The organism is Tepidicaulis marinus, from assembly GCF_000739695.1.
GTDB classification, from domain to species: Bacteria; Pseudomonadota; Alphaproteobacteria; order Parvibaculales; family Parvibaculaceae; genus Tepidicaulis; species Tepidicaulis marinus.
In genome coordinates this window covers 109,575-130,543 of the sequence record NZ_BBIO01000009.1, presented here as the reverse complement: position 1 = coordinate 130,543, position 20,969 = coordinate 109,575, and the positions used below count along the sequence as shown (strand labels likewise).

General features: G+C 60.5%; 17 protein-coding genes. 8 read left to right on the top strand and 9 right to left on the bottom strand.

Features of this window, described 5'->3' with window-relative positions; translation table 11 throughout:
• Window positions 1–57: 57 nt before the first annotated feature.
• Together M2A_RS09930 and M2A_RS17400 are read right to left on the bottom strand one after the other, a co-directional pair.
• Window positions 58–1,275, bottom strand: a complete 1,218-nt coding sequence (locus M2A_RS09930; RefSeq protein ID WP_045446566.1) for an LLM class flavin-dependent oxidoreductase — start codon at window positions 1,273–1,275, stop codon at window positions 58–60.
• Between the two features lie 59 nt (window positions 1,276–1,334).
• Complete coding sequence (locus tag M2A_RS17400; RefSeq protein ID WP_052379382.1) at window positions 1,335–1,955, bottom strand: TetR/AcrR family transcriptional regulator; 621 nt, start codon at window positions 1,953–1,955, stop codon at window positions 1,335–1,337.
• A gap of 154 nt (window positions 1,956–2,109) precedes the next feature.
• Between M2A_RS17400 and M2A_RS09920 the strand changes: the two genes are divergently transcribed.
• Window positions 2,110–2,910 carry a glucose 1-dehydrogenase gene (locus M2A_RS09920; protein ID WP_045446563.1) on the top strand — a complete coding sequence of 267 codons (801 nt, stop codon included), beginning with the start codon at window positions 2,110–2,112 and terminating at the stop codon, window positions 2,908–2,910.
• Between the two features lie 121 nt (window positions 2,911–3,031).
• The gene (locus M2A_RS09915; protein ID WP_156101726.1) at window positions 3,032–3,673 is read left to right on the top strand and encodes a hypothetical protein; all 642 of its coding nucleotides are present in this window, start codon (window positions 3,032–3,034) and stop codon (window positions 3,671–3,673) included.
• A gap of 27 nt (window positions 3,674–3,700) precedes the next feature.
• On the opposite strand, the gene M2A_RS09910 is transcribed toward M2A_RS09915, so the two are convergent.
• From M2A_RS09910 to M2A_RS09895, 4 genes are all read right to left on the bottom strand, one after another.
• Window positions 3,701–4,633, bottom strand: coding sequence for a glutathione S-transferase family protein (locus tag M2A_RS09910; RefSeq protein WP_045446558.1), 933 nt, complete (start codon window positions 4,631–4,633; stop codon window positions 3,701–3,703).
• Entirely contained in the window at window positions 4,633–5,460 is an 828-nt protein-coding gene (locus M2A_RS09905) for a glutathione S-transferase family protein (RefSeq protein ID WP_045446555.1), read from the bottom strand. The genes M2A_RS09910 and M2A_RS09905 overlap by 1 nt, the downstream gene beginning before the upstream one ends.
• A 93-nt stretch (window positions 5,461–5,553) precedes the next feature.
• Window positions 5,554–6,525, bottom strand: coding sequence for an MBL fold metallo-hydrolase (locus M2A_RS09900; protein ID WP_045446552.1), 972 nt, complete (start codon window positions 6,523–6,525; stop codon window positions 5,554–5,556).
• Between the two features lie 32 nt (window positions 6,526–6,557).
• Entirely contained in the window at window positions 6,558–7,136 is a 579-nt protein-coding gene (locus tag M2A_RS09895; RefSeq protein WP_052379381.1) for a carboxymuconolactone decarboxylase family protein, read from the bottom strand.
• Between the two features lie 199 nt (window positions 7,137–7,335).
• On the opposite strand from M2A_RS09895, the gene M2A_RS09890 reads away from it, so the two are divergent.
• From M2A_RS09890 to M2A_RS09880, 3 genes are all read left to right on the top strand, one after another.
• The gene (locus M2A_RS09890; RefSeq protein ID WP_045446666.1) at window positions 7,336–8,907 is read left to right on the top strand and encodes a fatty acid--CoA ligase; all 1,572 of its coding nucleotides are present in this window, start codon (window positions 7,336–7,338) and stop codon (window positions 8,905–8,907) included.
• Between the two features lie 130 nt (window positions 8,908–9,037).
• The gene (locus M2A_RS09885; RefSeq protein WP_045446549.1) at window positions 9,038–10,903 is read left to right on the top strand and encodes an AMP-binding protein; all 1,866 of its coding nucleotides are present in this window, start codon (window positions 9,038–9,040) and stop codon (window positions 10,901–10,903) included.
• Window positions 10,904–10,914: 11 nt separating this feature from the next.
• Window positions 10,915–11,457 (top strand): DUF924 family protein, encoded by a 543-nt coding sequence (locus M2A_RS09880; protein ID WP_045446546.1) that lies wholly within the window; start codon window positions 10,915–10,917, stop codon window positions 11,455–11,457.
• 39 nt (window positions 11,458–11,496) lie between these two features.
• Here M2A_RS09880 and M2A_RS17395 read toward each other — a convergent pair whose 3' ends face one another.
• Both M2A_RS17395 and M2A_RS09870 read right to left on the bottom strand, forming a co-directional pair.
• Window positions 11,497–13,716, bottom strand: a complete 2,220-nt coding sequence (locus M2A_RS17395) for a methyl-accepting chemotaxis protein (protein WP_052379380.1) — start codon at window positions 13,714–13,716, stop codon at window positions 11,497–11,499.
• A gap of 234 nt (window positions 13,717–13,950) precedes the next feature.
• Window positions 13,951–16,095 (bottom strand): methyl-accepting chemotaxis protein, encoded by a 2,145-nt coding sequence (locus M2A_RS09870; protein WP_045446543.1) that lies wholly within the window; start codon window positions 16,093–16,095, stop codon window positions 13,951–13,953.
• Between the two features lie 267 nt (window positions 16,096–16,362).
• On the opposite strand from M2A_RS09870, the gene M2A_RS09865 reads away from it, so the two are divergent.
• The 3 genes from M2A_RS09865 to M2A_RS09855 all read left to right on the top strand — a co-directional run bounded on the left by M2A_RS09865 (window position 16,363) and on the right by M2A_RS09855 (window position 19,261).
• Window positions 16,363–16,569: a hypothetical protein gene (locus M2A_RS09865; RefSeq protein ID WP_147446365.1), complete on the top strand. Its 207-nt coding sequence runs from the start codon at window positions 16,363–16,365 to the stop codon at window positions 16,567–16,569.
• Window positions 16,570–16,686: 117 nt separating this feature from the next.
• Window positions 16,687–17,622: a LipP1 family hormone-sensitive lipase gene (gene lipP1 / locus M2A_RS09860; RefSeq protein WP_045446537.1), complete on the top strand. Its 936-nt coding sequence runs from the start codon at window positions 16,687–16,689 to the stop codon at window positions 17,620–17,622.
• Between the two features lie 49 nt (window positions 17,623–17,671).
• The gene (locus M2A_RS09855; protein WP_045446534.1) at window positions 17,672–19,261 is read left to right on the top strand and encodes an AMP-binding protein; all 1,590 of its coding nucleotides are present in this window, start codon (window positions 17,672–17,674) and stop codon (window positions 19,259–19,261) included.
• An 8-nt stretch (window positions 19,262–19,269) separates the two neighbouring features.
• On the opposite strand, the gene M2A_RS09850 is transcribed toward M2A_RS09855, so the two are convergent.
• Window positions 19,270–20,937 carry an FAD-binding oxidoreductase gene (locus M2A_RS09850; RefSeq protein WP_045446531.1) on the bottom strand — a complete coding sequence of 556 codons (1,668 nt, stop codon included), beginning with the start codon at window positions 20,935–20,937 and terminating at the stop codon, window positions 19,270–19,272.
• Between the last annotated feature and the right edge of the window lie 32 nt (window positions 20,938–20,969).

Below are 20,969 nucleotides of genomic sequence, written 5' to 3'. Positions count from 1 at the left end.
AAGGGCGGCTCCGGTTTACCGGGCCGCCCTTCGCTTTTTCATTCATGAGGCGCCGGGTTATTCGGCGGCGCCTTTGTCTTTCTTGATGCCCATGGCTTCGAGGATTTCCGGGCGGATATTGTCCGTGCCTTTTTCCTCGATATGTTTGGCAACGCGCGTGCCGACGGCGGCCATGGCCTGGCCCATGAAGGTTTCGCGGTTGCTCCGCGCCCAGTCGAGCGAGGCTTTGCGGTTCTCGTTGAGGCCCTGGAATTTCGGCATCACATAGCGGGCGAAAAGCTCATAGGAACGTTTCGTCTGCTCGAAATCGGCCCAATTATGCGCCATTTGCAGGAAGGCGCCGAAGCCGCCCGACTGTTCTTGCAGCCGCTCGATCTGCGCAATGGCGTCTTCCGGCGTGCCGATCACGGCCATGCCCGAATTGATCAGCGCGTCCACCGGGTCCGAGCCATCATCGGGCGCGAGCGGCAGGGCGGCGACTTCACGGAAATAATAGAGCCACTTTTCAAGGCCGAAGCGCACATTCTCGCGCGCCTTTTCGGCCGTCTCGGCGATGTGCACGGGACCGACGAGACGCCAGTTGGCGCGGTCGACGCTCTTGCCGTTGTCCTTGGCTTTTTCCTCGCAGATCGCCCAGTTGGAGGCGAGCGCGTTGAAGCCGCCGGCATTGGTCGCGCCGATGGACAGAAGGCCGACGCCGTGGCGGCCGGCGGCAGTGGCGCCGGTCGGCGAGACCTGGCTGGCCACGGCGATATCCACATGCGGGCGCGAGTAAGGCGTCATCTGCAGGCGCGCTTCGTTGAGCGTGAACCAGTCGGTTTTCGCCGTCACGGTTTCGCCTTTCAGAAGCGGAACGATGACGTCGAGCGCTTCGTCCATCATGTCGCGCTGCTTGGCGACCTCGATGCCCATCATGAAGGCATCGGAGGGCAAGGCGCCCGGCCCGACGCCGAACATGACACGGCCGCGGGTGATGTGGTCGAGCTGGTTGATGCGGTCGGCCAGCATCAGGGGCTGGTGATAGGGCAGCGAGGAGACGCCCGTGCCGAGGCGAATGTTTTTCGTGCGTTCGGCCAGCGTTGCGATGAAAAGTTCCGGGCTCGCGATCAGCTCATAGCCGGCGGAATGGTGCTCGCCGATCCAGGCTTCGTCATATCCCAGCTTGTCCATCCACTGCACCAGCTCGATATCCCGCTCGATGGCGAGTGTCGGGTTCTCGGCAAGCGGGTGAAAGGGCGCGATGAAAGCCCCAAAGCGCATTTTGGTTCCAGCCATGTTTTTCTCCTTTAGCCTTCCTGTTGATTTCCTCGAGTTGCGTTCTCGTTTTTGTCACGTCACTTCGGCTTCTGTCTCAGGCCGTTCAAAAGGACGTCGAGCAATTCTTTGTGTGTTTCGCTGGTGTCCACCCCGGGTATCTCCGTCCACTCGATGGTGAGGGCGGAAGAGGCGGCGACAAAGGCTGCGGCAAGGCGGTGGGGCGGGGCGATCTTGCGGAACTCGCCGGCCTTCTGCGCTTCGCGAATGAGTTCCATGGTCAGCGTCAGCAGGCTTTCATTTGCTGCCTTGCCCGCTTCCAGTGTCGGCAGGGCATCGACGAATTCGCGCGTCATCTTGCGCATGACCGGCGCATTGCGCTGCCATTCGCCGGCAAGTTCGGAAATCACGAAGCAGAATTTGTCCGTGGCGCTGCCTTTGAAGCCCTCGAGCTGCTCTCGAATGCCGCTTGTCAGTTTTTCGTTGAACTCGGAAAGGAGCGCGGCCTTGTTCGGGAAATGCAGAAAGAACGTCGCCTTGGCGACATCGGCGCGCTCGCAAATATCGCCGATCGTGACATCGTCATAATCTTTCTCGTTGAAGAGACCCATGGCCGCTTCATAAATCTCCCGCCGTGTGCGTTCTTTCTTGCGCGTGCGGCGGGAGGAAGCCGGCTTGTCGATATCGGCGCTCGCGTCCAAACTGCCTCTCCTCATGGTCCCGTTCGGTTATCTTCCCTTGCGGAAACCGGTCCGAGCTATTAACTAGACCGCAGTCTAGTTTTGGCCATTAGGCGAGTCAAACAAAGCGATAAGCCGGCGGGCGAAAGCCGGTGCATAAAACAGGGAGAATCCGATGGGACGCTTAGAGGGCAAAATCGCGCTGGTCACCGGCGCATCGAGCGGGATCGGCCGGGGCGCCGCCGAAGCGCTGGCCGCCGAGGGCGCGCAGGTCATCATTACCGATATCGACGATGAAGGCGGCGCCGAGACCGTCGAGCGCATTCAAAAGGCGGGCGGCAAGGCGCGCTATCTCAACCAGGACGTGGTCTCCGAGCCGCGCTGGCAGGAGGTCTATGCCGATATCGCCGCCAAGGAAGGCAAGCTGCATATCCTCGTCAACAATGCCGGGATCGGCATTGGCGGGCCGGTGACGGAAATGTCGCTGGATGATTGGAAGCGCCAGATCGCGATCAATATGGACGGGGTGTTCCTCGGCACGAAATACGGCATTCCGGCGATTGCCGAAGCTGGCGGCGGGGCGATCATCAATATTTCCTCCGTTGCCGGGTTCAAGGGCGCGCCGGGCCTTGCCGGGTACTGCGCCACGAAAGGCGGCGTGCGGCTCTTCACCAAGGCGGTGGCGCTCGAATGCGCGGAGGCGAAGAACAATATCCGCGTCAATTCCATCCATCCGGGCATCATCGACACCGCCATCTGGGCAAAGATCCCGCAAGGCGGCATGCCCTCTTCCATGGCAATGCAGGAAGGGGCAAATACCATTGATGCCGAAGCGCTCGGCCAATTGGCAGCGCCCGTGGGTTATGCCGGTGTACCGGCGGACATCGCGGCCGGGATCGTCTTTCTGGCCAGCGACGAGTCGCGCTATGTGACGGGGACGGAACTGGTGATCGATGGGGGCATGTGCGCCCGTTAACGCTGTTCTTTTTGTTAACGATTTGAAATTCCTGCCTTTTTAGGAAGTGTTAGGAACTGCCCATTAAGGTAAACGCCGTCCGCCCCAGACCGGGGCGGGCGGCTTTTGCTTCGGGGGCTTTGTGAAGGCAGCGCGTATTTCCATAGACCGGCGAGCGGTGCTTTGGGGGATTGCCGTCCTCTCCGGCCTTGCGCTCGGCATCAATCTTATCGGCACCATGGCGGCCTCGATCAAGATGGCGGCCGAGGCCCGGCAGAATGTGCTGATCGCGTCTGCGCCGGATTTTGCGGCGCGCTCCGCGGCCACTCTTGCCCGTAATATCGTTTCTTCCGTCGATCCGGCGGGCCGGCTTGGCGAGCTTTCCCATGAGCACCGGGATGAGGCTTTCGGCCAGCTTGTTTTAGGGCAGGCCGCCAATCTGGCCATTCGCCAGATGGAGGCCGAGGGGCATGTGGACCTTGCCGTTTCCATGAGCCGTACCTGGATCCGTGAAGCGCCGGCGCTTGCCCAGCTTGCCTTTGCGGGGGAAGCGGAAAAGGGTGCGCGCTTTACCGCCGGTATCGGGGGGGCTTCGACAGCCGAAACGCGCATGCCGACATCGCTTACCGCCCGCACGCTGAATGCCCGCCCGCTCGGCACGATGCCGGAGCGGCGCGTTTTGATGCTCTATCTTTCCAATGTGCTGTTTCTGGCAACGGGTGTCTTGGCTGCAGGTCTTGCGCTTGCCAATCACCGCAGGCAAGGGGCGGGCGAGCTGCACTGAAGCCGGCCCGCTCTCCGATACGTTGCCTCAGGCTTTGACGATGAAAAAGCCTGCGCGCGGAAAATGCACCACCACTTCACCGACTTCCGGCGCTTCGCGCTTGATCGCAACGGACTGCGCATCCGAGGCGACGAGCACGCCCGTTATGGGGTCGCGCCCGTAATCATCCGCCATGACGCTGACTTTGTCGCCGGGCTTCAGGCCATTGGGCTCATGGGGATCGGCTTTTTCTTTCGCCGTGCTTGTGGCGGCCTTGGCAATGGCCAGCGCTTCCGCGCGGCCCATCTCTTGCCTGTCGCCATGACCGATGGCGCGCACCCGCTCTTCCCAGGCGGCGGTGCGGGGCAATGCGTCCAGCACTTTCAGCCCGTCCGGATAAAGCCAGCGCATGAAGGCGAGGTTGTAATGGCAGGCGGCATCGGCAAGGCCGGGCGCCGCGCCCATCAGAAATTTGCGCCCATCGTCCAATTGATCCTCCAGCCAGCCGAGCCCGGCGCGCAGCTGCTCGCTCATCAGGGGGGCTGCGGCCTTCATCGCGTTCACATCGAAAGGCCGGCCCGTCAGCGCTTCGCGGTCCTTGATGAAGCTCTCATCGATCGCCTGGCCGACATTGCCGAAAATCACCGCAACGGTATTTTGAAAGAGCACCCGGTCCGCCCACATGGAAACGGCCCAGGCGAGCCCTTTATCGGCGCCGGTAAAAAGCGGCGGCTCGGGGTAACGCCGTTCCAGCTCGCGGATGATGATCTGCGTGTCGCAATAAATATCCGCGCCGATCTGCATGACCGGGATCTTGCGGTAGCCGCCGGTCAGCGCGGTGAGCTCAGGCTTCGGCATGATCACGGGTTCTTCGACGGCGTGCCAGGTAAGCTTCTTGATGCCGAAAACGGTGCGCACTTTCTCTGAAAAGGGCGAGACGTCATATTGGTGAAAGAGGATCTCGTTTTCCTTGCCGCTCATCAGCGCGCTCCTTGACCATCATTGGAAAAATCATTGGCAAAGCGGATGGTGCCGGTTTCGATGCCGCGCGTGACGACTTCCATGCCGCCCGACTTGATCACCCATTCGAGCCGGTGATCCCGGTATTGCCGCTTGAAAAGGCCCTGTTTTACTGCATTGGCGACATGGTCCATGCCCACGCGCGAGGCGAGCGCTTCTTCGACCGTTTGCGCGGCGGAAGGGCGCTGCATGGCCCGGTTCACCCAGGCGTCGAGCGCGCTGCCCTTTTGGGGATGGAAGCCGAAGCTCATGGACGCGGCGACAAGCGGCAGCGCCGCCATATCCGCCCGCCCGAACATCGGCCCCGTGAGCCAGTTCTCCCCTTTTTGGGCATTTCCGCCGAGCTCATTTTCCAGATAGGCAAAAAAACCTTCCGTCTGGCGGCGGGCATTTTCGGTCAAGGTCTCGGCGAGCTTGCCCTCAGCGCGTTTGAAGAAATGGATTTCGCCAAGCCCCCAATTGACCGCCTCATATTGTGTGTCCATGACGTCTTCGATCATGCGCGCCCGGGCGCGGGCGGCGGGGTCTTGCGGCTGCAAAGGCGGGGAAGGCCAGCGCTCTTCGATATAGTCGAAGATGATGGTGGAATCGAAAATCGCCATCCCGTCTTCGGTCACGAGGGCCGGGACTTCCGCGCGCGGATTGATTTCCAGAAAGGCGGCGACGCCGCCCGTACCGATCGCGTCGGGCGTTACGCACTCGAAATCGATTCCCTTTTCGCGCAGTGCCATTTTGTTTTTCTGCGCATAAGGCGATAGCGGGTGCTCGTAAAGCGTCAGCTTGGCCATGTCTCTCCCCATGTCTTGAATGCCGATGGAAAAGAGTATGGGGCGGGGAAGAGGCTTCGTCCATGAAGCCCTCTTCACGGCTTGGCGAGTTGTTCAGCTTTTGCGTTTCGAGAGCTCCGCCATTTGGCCGAATAACGTTGCGGCATCCGGCGTTTCATCGCTGCCGGAAAATTCCCGGTAAAGCGTTGCGACATTCACCGCGATGCGCTCGCCGTCGCCCCAGCTGTCATAGTCTGACATATCGATATCCTTGGCCGCTTCAAAGGCGCTGAGGCCCGCATCGTAGCGTTTGCGCGCTTCCTTTTGGATATAGACGAGATATTCGCGCAAGGCCGCGACGCCGCGCTTGTCGGTAATGGGGCCGTGGCCCGGCACGACGGTTTCCACATCCATGGCCATGATCTTGTCGCAGGCATCGATCCAATTGCCGACCGGCCCTTCCCACATGATGGGATGGCCTTCGATGAAAAGAATGTCGCCGGTGAAAACCGTCTTGTCTTCGGGCACGAAGGCAAGGACGTCGCCGGGCGTGTGGGCGGGGCCGACATGCATGAGCTTGACGGTCTTCGCGCCCACTTGCCGCGTCATTTCCTTTTCGAAGGTAAGGGTGGGGAGCACTTGGCGCACATTCTTGAAATCGAAGGCGCCGAAACATTTCGTCAGATAATCGCCAAGCTCGCCAAGCGCGGGCGCCATATCGAGAAAGCCGGCCAGCATGGCGGGCGGTTCGTGGCGCATGGCTTCGGCGGCCAGTTTATGGGCGATGATCTCCGCCCCCTCGCAACATTCATTGCCGTAGCAATGGTCGCCATTGTGGTGGGTGTTGACCAGCGTCTTGATCGCGGCGGCGGCTTTCGGTTCCGCGCCGCGCATCGCCTCCAGCATGGCGCGGGTATGGGGCACATCGAACAGCGTGTCGACCAGCAGGCTTTCATCTCCATCGACAATGAGCCCGGCATTCGACCAGCCCCAGCCGCCATCGGGCTGCAGCCAGGCATAGGCGCCATTGCCCAGATCGTGCAGGCCTTTCGTATAGGCGAATTTGCCGAGCCCAAGCGATGTCATGATGGTCCTCCCCTTATTCTTTTGACTGCAGCTCACCCTTTTTGGGCATGGAGCGCGCCGACCCCGGCCTTGATTTCATCGAGCCCGGTGACGGCAATCTCTTCATCTTCCAGATCGATTTCCAGTGTTTCGAGATAGCGGCAGACGAGCAAGTAAATCCCGATGACGATGAGCAGTTCCTGAACCTGGGCATCGCTTAAGTGCTGGCGGGCCGCATCCAGGGCCTCTTTGGAGGCTTTGACGTTACTGACAAGTTCGTCGGTAAGCGCCAGGGCCGCGTTTTCGGCGCCGGAGTAAACCTCCTGCGGCAGCGGACTGCTGGCCGCGGCAATGCGCTCGGCGCTCATGCCCATGAGCCGGGAGACGCGCTCGTGCTGGTGCAGTTCATAGGCCGAGCCGCATTTATGCCCGGCGCGCAGAATCACCAATTCCCGCAATTCACCGTCCAAAAGCCCTTCATTGAGATAGGCATCGAGCAAATTCATGAAAGGCGCGAAAATCGGCCCGGCGCCGGCCAGCATCCGGAAAATATTGAGCGGCGGCAGGCTGGCGAGCAGCGCGCGGTCTTTTTCCGCAAGGGAAGCGGGGTCGGGATAGGGCAGGCGCGCCATGGCGGTCTCCTTAAGGCCAAGTAAAAGTGATCCGGATTTTGCCTTTTCCATAAAGGGTGCGGGCGCGGGCCGGTGAAAATCCGCCATGTGCCTGTTGTCAGCGCGGCGCGCGCCGCTAAACTCACCGGTAAGAAAAGAGCCAGGAGCGGCGGTGATGAACCGGCCGCCCGGCCGCACATATATGCCGGGGAGGGCGACGATGATCGACTTTGGGGCAATCAAGAATGTTGCCGATATCAGCCGGGCGCAGGCCAAGGCGCGGCCGGACGATATTGCGCATATTTTCGGTGGCAAGGAAACGAGTTTCAAAGAGCTCGATGCGCGCGCGAGCAAAGTGGCGCAGGGGCTGATCGCGGAAGGCTGCAAGCCGGATGCGCGGATCGGCTTCATGGGCAAGAGCTCGGATGTTTATTTCGAGATGCTGCATGGCGCGTTCAAGGCGAAAGCCGTTGTCGTCGGCGTCAACTGGCGTCTGGCGCCGCCGGAAGTCACTTATGTGCTCAACGATTCCAAGACGGAAATTCTGTTCGTCAGCGACGACTTTTATCCCGTCGTCGAAAAGGTGCTGAAAGACTGCCCGAGCGTGCGCAAGGTAATTGCGCTCGATGGCGGGCATCCGGAATGGGAAGCCTTTGCGGATTGGCGCGACCGGTTCGAGAATAAAGACCCCATGCTGCCCATTGCGCCCGACGACGATGTCATTCAGCTTTATACGAGCGGCACGACCGGCCATCCGAAAGGCGTGCAGCTGACGGATGCCAATTATATTTCCATTCTGCGCCAGGGCGTGGAAGCGGGCTGGGCGAATTGGCATGAAGGTGAGATCAATCTCGTCTGCATGCCGCTTTTCCACGTAGCCGGCGTCAATGTCGGTTTGCTGGGCAATGCCCATGGCTGCACGAACGTGATTTTAAAGGATGTCGATCCGCAGGAGATTCTGCGTCTGATCGAGACCTACAAGATCAACATTGCTTTCATGGTGCCGGCGGTCATTCTTTTCCTGCTCCAGCAGCCCAACATCGGCGATGTGGATGTGTCGAGCGTGCGCCAAGTGCTCTACGGCGCCTCGCCCATTCCCGAAGAAGTGCTGAAGAAGGCGCAGGAGCGGTTCGGCTGCGAGTTCGTGCAGCTTTATGGGCTGACGGAAACGGGCGGCGCGGGCACGAACCTGGCGCCTGAAGATCACGATCCGGCCAAAGGCAAGCTGCGCTCCTGCGGCAAGCCCAATAAGGGCCTTGAGGTGAAGATCGTCGGCGCCGATGGCAAGGAAGTGAAGACGGGCGATGTCGGCGAGATCATGATCCGCGGCGGCTCGATCATGAAGGGATATTGGAACCGGCCCGATGCCACAAAAGAGGCAATCGATGCTGATGGCTGGTTCCGCACGGGCGATGCCGGCTATTTCGACGAAGAAGGCTTCGTCTTCATCCATGACCGGGTGAAGGACATGATCGTCTCGGGCGGGGAAAATATTTATCCCGCCGAAGTCGAAAACGCGCTGTTCGGCCATCCGGCAATTGCCGATGCCGCCGTCGTTGGCGTGCCCGACGATAAATGGGGCGAGGCGGTGAAAGCCATTGTCGTGCTCGAGCCCGGCCAGGAAGCCAAGCCGGAAGACATTATCGCCTGGGCGAAGACGCAGATTGCGAGCTACAAAGTGCCCAAATCCATCGATTTCATCGAGGCGCTGCCGCGCAATCCCTCGGGCAAGATCCTGCGGCGGGAGCTGCGCGCGCCTTACTGGGAAGGGCGCGAGCGTCAGGTGAACTGAGGCCCGTTTTTCGCCGGGTTGAAATTAAGGCAGGGGCAAAGCCTCCGCCGGCGATATTCCAATAAGAACAAGAAGGCCCTGCCAAAGGCAGGAGCACTTCCCGCTACGCCATTGCAACTGGAGGAACATTATGAGCCTGGCCGAAGCCGCGCCGCTGCCGCCCTTTAAGGAGCTGAAGCAGAAGCCGCCGAAACTGAACATCACGCGGAAAGTGGATGGCAGCGTCATCATCGAATCCGCCTATCCGCTCGGCGAGTTCAAGCATGCCGTGCCGCATATTCTCGAAGAGCGCGCGGACGCGCATGCCGATCGCCCCTTCATTTGCCAGCGCACGGCCGAAGGGCCCTGGCGGCATGTCACATACGGGCAGGCGAACGAGCTGGCCGACCGCATCGCTTCGGCATTGATCGGCAAAGGCATGGGCCAGGACACGCCGCTCATGATCCTTTCCAGCAATTCTATCGAACATGCGATGATGATGCTGGGCGCCATGAAAGCGCAGGTGCCGGTCGCGCCCATCAGCGTGCCTTATTCGCTGATGAGCTCGGATCATTCCAAGCTGAAGCACGTCTTCTCACTGACCAAGCCGAAAATGATCTTTGCCGATTCCGGCGCGCTATATGAAAAAGCGCTGAAGGCGCTCGATCTGTCGGGTGTCACCGTCGTGACGATGGACGGGGCGCCGGCGGATCTGTCGCCGCTGATCTATGAGACGCTCTGCGCCACGCCGGTCTCGGCGGAACTGCGCGCGCGCATGGACGGCATTACCCATGACACGGTGGCGAAATATCTGTTCACCTCCGGCTCGACGGGCATGCCCAAAGGTGTGATCCAGACCCAGCGCATGCTCATGGCGCAGCTGGCCGCGCAAGAAGCAATCCGCACGGAAGATCCCGATCCGGACGATGTGCCGGTCAGCCTCGAATGGATGCCCTGGAACCATATTTCGGCAGGCAACATTTCCTTCAATAACAATCTCAATAGTGGTGGCACGGTCTATCTCGATAATGGCAAGCCGGTGCCGGGCATGTTCGAGGAAACGATCCGGAACCTGCGGGAAGTGAGCCCGCGCGTTTTCGGCTCCGCGCCCGTTGCCTTTGCCATGCTGGCAGACGCCATGGAGCAGGACGCGGAGCTGCGCAAAAGCTTTTTCCGGAATCTCGAATATATGGGCTATGGCGGAGCGACATTGTCGAGCGATCTTTACGACCGCATGCAGGCGCTTGCCACCGAAGAAACGGGTGAGCGCATACCGCTCACGACCATGTATGGGGCAACGGAAACGCAGGGCATCACCGTCGTGCATTGGATCACCGAGCGGGTAGGGCTGATCGGCCTGCCGCTGCCCGGCATGCAGCTCAAACTCGTGCCCAACGGCACGAAGATGGAAGTGCGTGTCAAAGGGCCGATGGTGACGCCGGGCTATTTGCGCGATGAAAAGAAAACCGCCGAGGCTTTCGACGAAGAGGGCTTTTATAAGCTGGGCGATGCGGCGAAATTCCTCGATGAAGCCCGCCCGGAACTCGGCCTCGTTTTCGATGGCCGCGTGACGGAAGATTTCAAACTTTCCTCCGGCACATGGGTGTCGACCGGCACGCTGCGCGCCGATCTTGTGGCGGCGACCTCGCCGCTCATTCAGGATGCGGTGATCGCCGGGCTCGACAAGCCTTATATCGCGGTGCTCGCCTGGCCGAATATCGAAGCGGCGCGGCGTATCGCCGGGCTCGGGCCGGACGCAAGCCCGCAGGAGATCGTCTCCGCGCCGGCGGTGGCGGACTATCTGCGGGAAAAAGTCGGTGCCCATAACAAGGCGGGTGGCGGCTCTTCCACCCGTGTGCGGCGCATCCATCTGATGCTCGAGCCGCCGTCCATCGATGGGCATGAGATTACGGATAAGGGCTACGTCAACCAGCAGGCGACGCTTTCGCGCCGCGCGGAACTGGCGGAAAAGCTCTATCAGGACCCTTGTCCTCCGGACGTAATCGAAATCGGTTAAGGGAGCAGCGGATGGGCGCGGTCAGTCCGGCGGAAGTCCTTGAGTTCTGGCGTGAAGCGGGACCCGAGCGCTGGTTTGCGAAGGACGATGCCTTCGATGCCGAGATCATCCGCCGGTTCACCGCCGCGCGGGGTGAAGCCTTGAGCGGGGCTTATGACGATTGGGCGGAAGAGCCGGAAGGGGCGCTTGCGCTCATCATTCTGCTCGATCAGTTCTCCCGCAATATCTACCGGGACGAGCCGCGCGCCTTCGAGGCGGATGAAAAAGCGCTCCGCCTTGCCCGCGATACCATCGCCAAGGGGCATGACCGGAAACTGAGCGCGGAAGACCGCGTATGGATCTACATGCCCTTCATGCATGCCGAAGACTTAAGTGTGCAGGAAGAAAGCGTGAAGCTTTTTGAAGATTTGGGGATTGAGAACAATCTTGCTTTCGCGATTGCGCACCGGGACGTGATCGCCCGGTTCGGCCGTTTCCCGCACCGCAATGCCTTGCTCGGCCGGGAAAGCAGTCCGGAGGAACTGGCTTACTTAAAAGAACATGGCGGATTTTGAGGCCCGCCATGTCTTTCCCGTTTTCCCGTTCCTGAAAGATCAGGCCGCGCGCACATCGCGCAGAAAACTGTCCACGGTCTTTTTCAGCTTGTCCGCTTGGCCTGCAAGCTCGCCCGCTGCGGAGAGGACCTGAGAGGCGGCGCCGGAGGACTCATGCGCAGCCGAGGTCACATCTTCGATATTCGTGCTCACGTCGTTGGAGGAGTTTGCGGCTTCCTCGACGCTGTCCATAATACGTGCCGTGGCGTCCTGCTGGCTGGTGACGGAATCTGAAATCACATGGGAGATTTCGTTCCGTTTGCTGTTCGTTTCCGTCACACGGCGGATGGCGCCGACCGCTTCATCGGTGGAGTTCTGAATGCCGGTGATCTGCTGACTGATCTGCTCAGTGGCGCTGGCGGTCTGGGTCGCAAGCTCCTTCACCTCGGCGGCGACGACGGCAAAGCCTTTACCGGCTTCGCCTGCGCGGGCCGCCTCGATCGTGGCGTTGAGCGCCAGCAGGTTCGTCTGCGCGGCGATGTCCTGGATGAGCGTGACAACTTCGCCGATCTGGCGGGCGGCTTCCGACAGGCCCTCGATCTTGGCATTGGCGGTGTTCGTGGCTTCTGTCGCTTCCTCGCCCACCGTGTTCGATTCGTTCACCTGGCTGCGGATTTGGTCGATGGAGGCGGAAAGCTCTTTTGCCGCTTCGGTCACCATTTGCACATTCGAGGATGCCCGCTGGGAAGCACTGGTCACGGCAGAAGCTTTCTGCGTGGTAACGTCTGCGACTTCCGACATGGTGTTGGCGGTGTTTTCCATTTCCGTGGCAGCAGCGGCTACCGCGCCCAGCATATCGCCCATGGCTTTGTCGAAATCGCCGATCATTTTCTCGATGGCGCGGGCGCGGCTTTCCTTTTCCTGCTGTTCCTGCTTCTGGCGTTCTTCAAGCTTCATGCGCTCGATGGCATTGTCGCGGAAAATCTGAACGGCGCCCGTCATATCGCCGATCTCATCGGCCTGGTCGAGGCCGTTCAGGTCGATCTGCGTTTCGCCCTTGGCCAAATCCCCCATGGCGGAGGTGAGTTTCGAGAGGCGCTTGGTGATGCCGCGTGAGACGAAGAAGCCGGCCCCGGCGACCAGCACCAGCATGATGGCGGCGACACCGGCCATGACATTGCGCATCGCGGCGACGGGCGCGTTGATCTCGTCGAGCGAGGTCTGCACCAAAAGCGCCCAGCGCGCATAGCTATAGGAGACGGGCGTTGCAATGGTCACGGCGTCATAGCCGAGATGGCTTTCCTGCACGCCGTTGAACGGCTCATCGTCGATAATGGCGGCATCAATGGCCTCGCCCGTCATTTCCCGGCGCAGGCGCGTTGCCTCTTCCGTCAGGCGCGAATTGTTGCGCATGAGATAGTCTTCACCGATGAGCAAGACTTCTCCGGTCTCGCCGAGCCCCGTTTCCTCGCCCAGAATCTGATCGAGCACGTCGGTCGGGATGCGGAAGGCAAGGACGCCGATTTTCTCGTCGCGGCTGGAAAAGACCGGCGCGGCGACGAAAGAGGCAGGTTCCCCGTCAATCGCTTTATAGGCGGCGAAATCCATGAAGGCGATTTCCGAATCGTCGATGGCCCCGAGCGCAATGTCGACGACGGTGGCGATGTCCGTATTACGGAATTCGCTGTCGAGCCCGATCATTTGCGCGCCGAAATCACCTGCTTTGTCGACCGAATAGATCATGGTGCCGTTCGTATCGAACAGCATCAGATCACTGTAGCCGCGCTTCTCCGCAAAGTCGCGGAAGGAGGCGTGATAGGAGCGGTGGGTACGGGCATAGAAGGTGCGCTCGCCCTCGCCGTCGGACTCGCGCGATGTGTAAACGGCGCGCGAGATGTCGCGGGCGTCCTCGCCCATGAAAGTCCAGGCGCGGGTGAATTGGGAAATGGCTTCACGCACCATCGGCGTTGCGGCCAGGAAGCGGATATCCTGCTCGATCCCGCCGAGATAGCGGGTGACGGCAACTTTGCGGTCGAGAAGAATGGATTCAAGACGGGCCTGGGTCGACTCCTCTGCGTTGCGGGCGGCTTCCAGGTAACTCGAAACGCCGATGCCGAGCGCCAGCAGAAAGGCGGCGGAGACGATGATCGCAGGGATTTTCTGAGCGATCGTCAGCGTCGGCATCTTGTTCTTGAGGGCGTCCAGCGGGGACAGAGCGGAGGCAGACGTGCCGTCCGGTATTTTCGGAAGTTTCTGCAAGAACGATAGATTAAAACGCATGGATGTCCGTCCCCGTCTTTGCCGCCGGCCCGCTCCGGCTTAAAGGCGCTAGTCGTAACGCTCGCTCGTTGATTATGAGCCTTGCTTGTGGTCAGCCCATCATTAACGGGCGGGCTAAACATTCCCTTAAAATGACGAGTATGTGACAATTCGCCCACAACTCGTCCGCTGTGCCCAAAAATGAAAAGGCCCGGTCGAGCCGGGCCTTTCCGATCTGTCTTGACCGCTCTTGCCTCAGGCGCTGCGCACCTGGCGCAAGAACTCGTCTACGGAAGTTTTCAGTTTGTCGGACTGGCTGGCAAGCTCGCCGGCGGCCGAAAGCACCTGCCCGGCGGCCCCTGAGGATTCATTGGCCGCAACGGTCACTTCGGCAATGTTCTGCGCCACTTCGTCCGACGATTGGGCAGCTTCCTGCACGTTGCGGGAAATCTCCACCGTTGCCGATTGCTGCTGCTCGACGGAGCTGGCAATCGTCTGGGCGATCTCGCGCATTTCGCTGACCGTGACCGTCACTTCGCGGATCGCATCGACCGCCTCGCTGGTCGAGGATTGGACGGAGCCGATCTGCTGGCTGATTTCCTCGGTGGCCTTGGCCGTCTGATTGGCCAGCTCTTTGACTTCCGAGGCGACGACGGCAAAGCCTTTGCCCGCCTCGCCTGCCCGCGCCGCCTCGATGGTGGCGTTGAGGGCAAGCAGGTTCGTCTGCTCGGCAATATCCTGGATGAGCGTGACGACTTCGCCGATCTGGCGGGCCGCTTCCGAAAGACCTTCGATCTTCGTGTTGGCGGAATTGGCGGTGTTGGCCGCACGTTCGCCCACGGAGTTCGATTGCAGCACCTGGCGGCGGATTTCCTCGATCGCGGCCGAAAGCTGCTCGGCGGCGCTCGCCACGGTCTGCACATTGGCGCTGGCTTCTTCGGACGCTGCCGCCACGGCGCCGGCTTTGGCGTTGGCCGTATCGGCGGTGGAGGTCATGGCGTTTGCCGTGTTCTCCATTTCCGTTGCCGCGGCGCTGACGGCGCCCAGCATTTGCGCGGTCGAGGTTTCGAAATTGGCGATCAGCTTGTCGATGTTCTTCGCCCGCTCTTCTTTTGCCGCTTCCTCGCGCTTGTTTTCTTCTTCAAGCTGCGCGCGTTCGATGGCGTTGTTGCGGAAGATTTCGACGGCTTTCGACATGTCACCGATTTCATCGCCGCGGTTAAGGCCGCTCATGTCGATATTCGTATTGCCTTCGGCCAGTTCGCTCATGCCATGGGTGAGCTGAGAGATGGGGGCGGTAATATCGCGCGAGGCGAAAACCCCGGCGCCCGCCACGGCAATGACGAGCACCAGCGCGGTACCCAGCATGATCCAGCGCATGGAAACGAGATCGGCATAAGCCTCGTCCGTGCTGATCTGCGCCACGATCGCGTAAGGCACGCCCTGGAAAACGAAGGGAACGGCAAAGGTTTCCGCCGTCATGCCGCGCAGATTTTCATCCGTGCTCATGGCGGGTTTGCCCTCTTCAAGCACGGTCTTGACCGCATCGGCGGGAAGTTCCGCTTGCAATGTTGTGGGCGTGTCGGAGAAGCGCGAATCGTTGCGCAGCTTAAAGTCCTGGCCGACCAGCAAGGTTTCGCCGGTCTCGCCAAGGCCGAGCGCGATGTTCATCTGCCGGTTGACCTTGTCGACGGGAAGCTGGAAGACGAGAACGCCCGTCTTGCGGCCTGCGCGGTCGACGACGGGCGAGGCAATGAAGCTGTTGGCGCTGTCGGCGGAGGGCGCGTAATGGGTGAAATCCTGATAGGCGATGTCGCCTTTTTCCCCGGCCATGGCCGCTTCATAGACGCGGCGCAGTGCGGTGTCTTTCCAGGGGCCGTTCAGAATGTTCGTGCCGAAGTCGCTCTCCTTGGAGACGGAGTAAACGACGATACCGTTCGGATCGATAAGGAAAATATCGTGATAGCCGCGTTCGTCGAGGAAGGTGCGGAACCAGGGGTGATACTGCTCGTGTACGACGCCGTAATATTCATTGCCGTCGATGGTCACGAGGTCTTTGCGGTTCGCTTCCGGGTTTTCGTCGATATAGAGGCGTTGCAGCTCGGCGGTCACGTCGTTCCGGAATTCTTCCGAGGAACGGTTGAATTCGTAAGAAGCTTCCATCACCAGCGGGTTGGCGGCCAGAGAATTCATATCCTCTTCCACCGAACCAAGATAGGCTTCGAAAGATGCCTTGCGCGCTTCCAGAACCGCGAAGAATTTCGTCTGGATCTGTTCATGCACGGCCGACGAGGCCTGCATATAGCTCATCAGGCCGATACCTATGCCCATGACGGCGGCAGCCAGAACGATTATCGCCGGTACTTTCCGGCTGATTTGAATGTTGGAGAGCCAGTTCATAATCGCCTCATTCCTCCTCAACTGCCGAATTCCCCTGTGCTGACATGCTCGGCAGATGGGCCAAAGAGTGGGGCGAAGCGTCTAACATTTACTTAAGTCGGTCATTTTTCTTTCATTTCGCGGCAAAAAGCGGGCGGGCAGCGGCAGAAATTGCCGCATCTGTCATCGTAAAGATAAAAAGTCGTGTTGTTTTTCAATAAGTTAGGCGGCGACCGCGAGTGGCCCCGCTTTTGCTTTCTGTTAAGCATGCTCAAAATGGGGGTACTCATGCTGCATCAGGAAGATCTCAACCGTCTTGCCGCTTTTATGCTCAACCAGCATGGAAGCCGTGCGCTCGATTATGCCGAAAGCGCCATGGCGCAGCTGCTTTTGATGGGTGAAGAGCGTCGCGCGGACGCTTGGCGGATGGTCGGGCGGGCGGTGCGGGATATGCTCGAAGGGCGTATTACCCGCGACGGCCACGCCATTCATTAAGGTTTGCGCTGCGCGGCACGCTAGAATTGAAACCGCGCAGCCGCAATACGGGCTGGCTCCAGGCTCCTTCCGCCGGTAAAAAGAAAGCAATAACAACAACCGGCTTTGGGAGGCGCAATGACCCTGGATCCCCAGGCGAAGGCCATTCTTGACCAATTGGCTGCGGCGGAAGGCCCGGCTCTTTATGACTTGCCGCCGGAAGAGGCCCGCCAGGCCTATGAGGCCATGGCGCAGGTCTTCGACACGGTGGATATTCCCATCGGCGCTACCTCCGATCAGGTAATCAAGGGGCCGGCCTCGGATATTCCCGTGCGCGTCTATACGCCGATCGCCACGGGCGGCGCCCTTCCCATTCTGGTTTATTTCCATGGCGGGGGCTGGGTGATCGGCAATATTGCCACCCATGACAAGCTTTGCCGGGCGCTTGCCAACGAAGCCCATTGCATCGTCGTTTCCGTCGATTACCGCCTGGCGCCCGAAGCCCCTTTCCCCGCGGCGGTCGAGGATTGCTATGCTGCGCTTGAATGGGCGGAAAAACATGCAAGCGAGATCGGCGGGGACGCCAACCGCATTGCCGTGGGAGGCGATTCCGCGGGCGGCAATCTCGCCGCCGTTCTGGCGCTCAAAGCGCGCAACGAAAAAGGGCCGCAGATCGGCTTTCAGCTTTTAATCTATCCCGTCACCGATGCGCGTATGGATACCGGGTCCTACCGCGCCTTCGGCGAGGGGCATTTGCTCGAAGCGCGCACCATGGCCTGGTTCTTCGATCAATATGCGCCCGAAGGGCTTGATAGGGAGCAGCCTTATCTCTCGCCGTTGCGCGCCAAAACCCTGAAAAACCTGCCGCCTGCCTATGTGGTGACGGCGGGCTATGATGTGCTGCGCGATGAAGGCAAAGCCTATGCCGATGCGCTGCGCGAAGCGGGCGTCGAGGTTACCCATGTCAATTACGAAGGCATGGTGCACGGCTTCTTCAATATGCAGGCCGTGCTCGATACGGCCAAAACGGCCATCAAGGAAGCGGCGAAGGCGATGGAAAAAGCGCTGGCCTGATCCCGCGCAATCCTGCCTTTGCGTTGAAGCCACTATCTGGGGAGAAAATATGAGTGTCTTGCGTACGCCGGGCGTGCATCCTTTTGCCCATTTCGATGTGCCGCATCTTCTCGATGCTCATGCGCGGGACCGCGCCGCCCATCCGTTTTTGATCTGGGAGCCTTTCGAGGGCGAAGGGCGGGTCTGGACTTATGCCGAATTTGCCGATGCTACACGGCAGATCGCGGCGGGCCTTAAAAAGCGCGGCGTGAAAGCGGGCGAACGGGTGCTCATCCATCTCGACAATTGCCCGGAGAGCCTCCTTGCCTGGTATGCCTGCGCGCATCTGGGCGCTGTGGCGGTAACGACCAATGCGCGCTCGGTTGCCGATGATCTGACTTATTTTGCCTCTCATGCGGAAGCGGTGGGCGCCATCACGCAGCCGCGTTTTGCCGCGCTCGTCAAAGAGGCTTGCCCGGATCTGAAATGGCTTGCGGTGACGGAAAGCGATAATGGCACTCCGCCGGAAGCCGGTACCGCGCCTGCGCGGGAGGAAAGCTTCGAGGCGCTATACGGCGAGGCGGCGGAGGCGCCGCTGCGCATGCCCGATCCCATGGCCCCTGTCGGCATTCAATATACCTCCGGCACCACCTCGCGCCCGAAAGGGGTGGTCTGGACCCATGCCAATGCGCTGTGGGGCGGCAAGGTCTGCGCCATGCATGAGGATTTGCGCCCCGAAGACGTGCATCTGACCTATCTGCCGCTTTTCCATACGAATGCGCAGTCCTATTCGGTGCTGGCCGCGCTGTGGGTGGGGGCGAGCGTCGTCGTGCAGCCGCGGTTTTCCGCCTCCCGTTTCTGGCCGGTCTCGCTGAAACATCGCTGCACCTGGACCTCCATGGTGCCGTTCTGCCTGAAAGCGCTGGTGGAGCAGAAAGTGCCGGCCAATCATTCCTACCGGCTTTGGGGGAACGGCGTTGCGGCCCCGCCCACCGACGATCATTTCGGCGTCAAGACCATGGGCTGGTGGGGCATGACCGAGACGATCACCCATGGCATCGTGTCGGACCCGCATTTCGACGCGCCTTCCATGGTGATCGGCAAGCCCTCGCCCGCCTATGAGATCGCCATCACCCGCGATGACGGAACGCCGGTTGCGCCCGGCGAGACGGGGCATCTCCTCATTCGCGGCATTAGGGGCGTCTCGCTCTTTCTGGAATATCTCAACAATCCGGAAGCGACGGCGGCAAGTTTCGACGATGAAGGTTTCTTCATTACCGGCGACCGCGTGACGCTGCGCGAGGACGGTTATATTTCCTTTGCCGACCGGGACAAGGACATGCTGAAGGTCGGCGGGGAAAACGTCGCCGCGTCCGAGATCGAGCGCGTCATCATGAGTGTACCCGGCATTGCCGAATGCGCGGTAGTGGCGAAATCCGACCCGATGCTGGACGAAGTGCCCGTCGCCTTCCTGCTGGTACCGGGCGGTGAGGCGGCAGCCCCTGGCTCTCTCAAAAACGATGTCATGGCCGCCTGTAAGAAAGGCCTTGCCGATTTCAAGCAGCCGCGCGAACTCTATATCGTGGATGAGCTGCCCCGTTCGACGCTGGAAAAAATCGCCAAGGCGGAGCTGCGAAAGATCCTTGATGCGGATGGCTAAGCGGCTGTTTAGGTGAGCAGCTTGCCGGGGTTGAGGATACCGTCCGGGTCGCATTCGGCCTTCAGCGTTTTGAGAAGGCGGTAGCCCTGCGGCCCCTTTTCCTCGGCAAGCCAGGGCGCATGGTCGGTGCCGACACCGTGATGGTGCGAAATGGTGCCGCCGCCAGCCAGAATGGCATCGCTTGCCGCCCGTTTGATCGCCAGCCACTGGCCGACCTCGTCGTCGAGTTTGCGCGGGATTAGGAAGGTGAAATAAAGGCTCGCGCCATCGGGATAGGAATGGCTGACATGAGCCATGACGATGCCGCGCTCGCCGGGCTCCGGTGTATTGGCGCTGATCGCCTCGTCGATGGCTTTCGTCACCTTTTCATGCAGCGTGAGCATGTTCGCCCAAGTTGTGGAGGTTTCGAGCGTATCGATGCCGAGCCCGTGATCCATCATCGGATCGCGCATATGGGGCGAGTGGAAGCGGCCCTGATACCATTTCTTGCCCGCGCCGGTGCCGATGGCCGTGGCGCCATAGCGCTCGGCAATGGCGGCGGTACGCGTGCGCGCATAAGCAACGCTTTCCTTGTCTCCCTCAAGACCCACCAGCATGAGGCAGGGCGCGGTCAGACCTTTGGCTTTCAGATAGAGCGATTGCAATTTGGCTTTAAGGCCGCTGCCCGAGCCGCCGCTTGCCGCTTGAAAGAAATAGGTTTCCGGCGCATCCGACAGACGCACCATGGCGACGGGGATATCGGCATGATTGATGGCGCGCACCGCTTTCACGCCGCTCGCAAAATCTTTGAAGAGATAGCCGCGGTAGTCTTTTTCTTCCGGGACTTCGTGAATTTTGACCGTCGCCTCGCAAATGATGCCGAGCGTGCCTTCTGAGCCTGCGACAAGCTGGTTGAGATTGGGGCCTGCGGCGGAGGCCGGCGTGCTTTCGGTTTTCCAGATACCTTTCGGTGTGACGAGCACTGCCGAGACCAGCCATTTTTCCGCTTTGCCGTAGCGGTTTGATTGCTGGCCGGCGCCGCGCGCAGCAATCCAGCCGCCCAGCGTCGAGAACTCGAAGCTTTGCGGGAAATGGCTCAGCGTCACGCCATGCTCGTTCAGCGCTTTTTCAAGCTCCGGCCCGTAAATGCCCGCCTGCAACGTGGCGGTCATGGACTTCTTGTCGATCTTCAGAACCCGGTTCATCAGCGTCATGTCGAGCGTGATGACGGCGCGGTCCAGCGCCCCGCTTTGCGCATTGACACCGCCCACGACACTCGATCCGCCGCCATAGGGCACGAGCGCGATATTGTTTTTCAGGCAATATTTCATAACGAGCTCCACCTCGTCGATGGAGCGGGGATAGACAACCGCGTCGGGCGCGACTTCCAGTTTGCCCGCGCGCACATAAAGAAGATCGTGATAGCTCTTGCCGCGCGCGTGAAAGGCGCGTTCATAATCATCGTCACGCACCTGGTTGTTGCCGACGATTTCCTTCAGCCTTGAAATGGCATCGGCATTGAGACGGCTTTTCGGCAGTACTACATCGGTAAAGCGTTTGGCGGGGGTGGAGGGAAGGGCGCGCATGCCGAGCGCCGTGCGGATGAACTCCCATTGCGCCGCGCCTTCGGGCAGCGGGTTTTCCTGATCGGCCTTTCCCCAGCCGTTCCAGCGCAATGATTGGCGGTCGATGGTCATGAGCGTGTCCTTTGGCGGGTCTGGTGGCAGGT

What these genes read in the sequence shown, in the direction of transcription:
- M2A_RS09910 (WP_045446558.1), bottom strand. Translation starts at nt 4,633, where the DNA reads ATGAGCGGCAAGGAAAACGAGATCCTCTTTCACCAATATGACGTCTCG.
- M2A_RS09930 (WP_045446566.1), bottom strand. Translation starts at nt 1,275, where the DNA reads ATGGCTGGAACCAAAATGCGCTTTGGGGCTTTCATCGCGCCCTTTCAC.
- M2A_RS09885 (WP_045446549.1), top strand. Translation starts at nt 9,038, where the DNA reads ATGAGCCTGGCCGAAGCCGCGCCGCTGCCGCCCTTTAAGGAGCTGAAG.
- M2A_RS09855 (WP_045446534.1), top strand. Translation starts at nt 17,672, where the DNA reads ATGAGTGTCTTGCGTACGCCGGGCGTGCATCCTTTTGCCCATTTCGAT.
- M2A_RS09880 (WP_045446546.1), top strand. Translation starts at nt 10,915, where the DNA reads ATGGGCGCGGTCAGTCCGGCGGAAGTCCTTGAGTTCTGGCGTGAAGCG.
- M2A_RS09900 (WP_045446552.1), bottom strand. Translation starts at nt 6,525, where the DNA reads ATGACATCGCTTGGGCTCGGCAAATTCGCCTATACGAAAGGCCTGCAC.
- lipP1 (WP_045446537.1), top strand. Translation starts at nt 16,687, where the DNA reads ATGACCCTGGATCCCCAGGCGAAGGCCATTCTTGACCAATTGGCTGCG.
- M2A_RS09905 (WP_045446555.1), bottom strand. Translation starts at nt 5,460, where the DNA reads ATGGCCAAGCTGACGCTTTACGAGCACCCGCTATCGCCTTATGCGCAG.
- M2A_RS09850 (WP_045446531.1), bottom strand. Translation starts at nt 20,937, where the DNA reads ATGACCATCGACCGCCAATCATTGCGCTGGAACGGCTGGGGAAAGGCC.
- M2A_RS09870 (WP_045446543.1), bottom strand. Translation starts at nt 16,095, where the DNA reads ATGAACTGGCTCTCCAACATTCAAATCAGCCGGAAAGTACCGGCGATA.
- M2A_RS09895 (WP_052379381.1), bottom strand. Translation starts at nt 7,136, where the DNA reads ATGGCGCGCCTGCCCTATCCCGACCCCGCTTCCCTTGCGGAAAAAGAC.
- M2A_RS09920 (WP_045446563.1), top strand. Translation starts at nt 2,110, where the DNA reads ATGGGACGCTTAGAGGGCAAAATCGCGCTGGTCACCGGCGCATCGAGC.
- M2A_RS17395 (WP_052379380.1), bottom strand. Translation starts at nt 13,716, where the DNA reads ATGCGTTTTAATCTATCGTTCTTGCAGAAACTTCCGAAAATACCGGAC.
- M2A_RS09890 (WP_045446666.1), top strand. Translation starts at nt 7,336, where the DNA reads ATGATCGACTTTGGGGCAATCAAGAATGTTGCCGATATCAGCCGGGCG.
- M2A_RS09865 (WP_147446365.1), top strand. Translation starts at nt 16,363, where the DNA reads ATGCTGCATCAGGAAGATCTCAACCGTCTTGCCGCTTTTATGCTCAAC.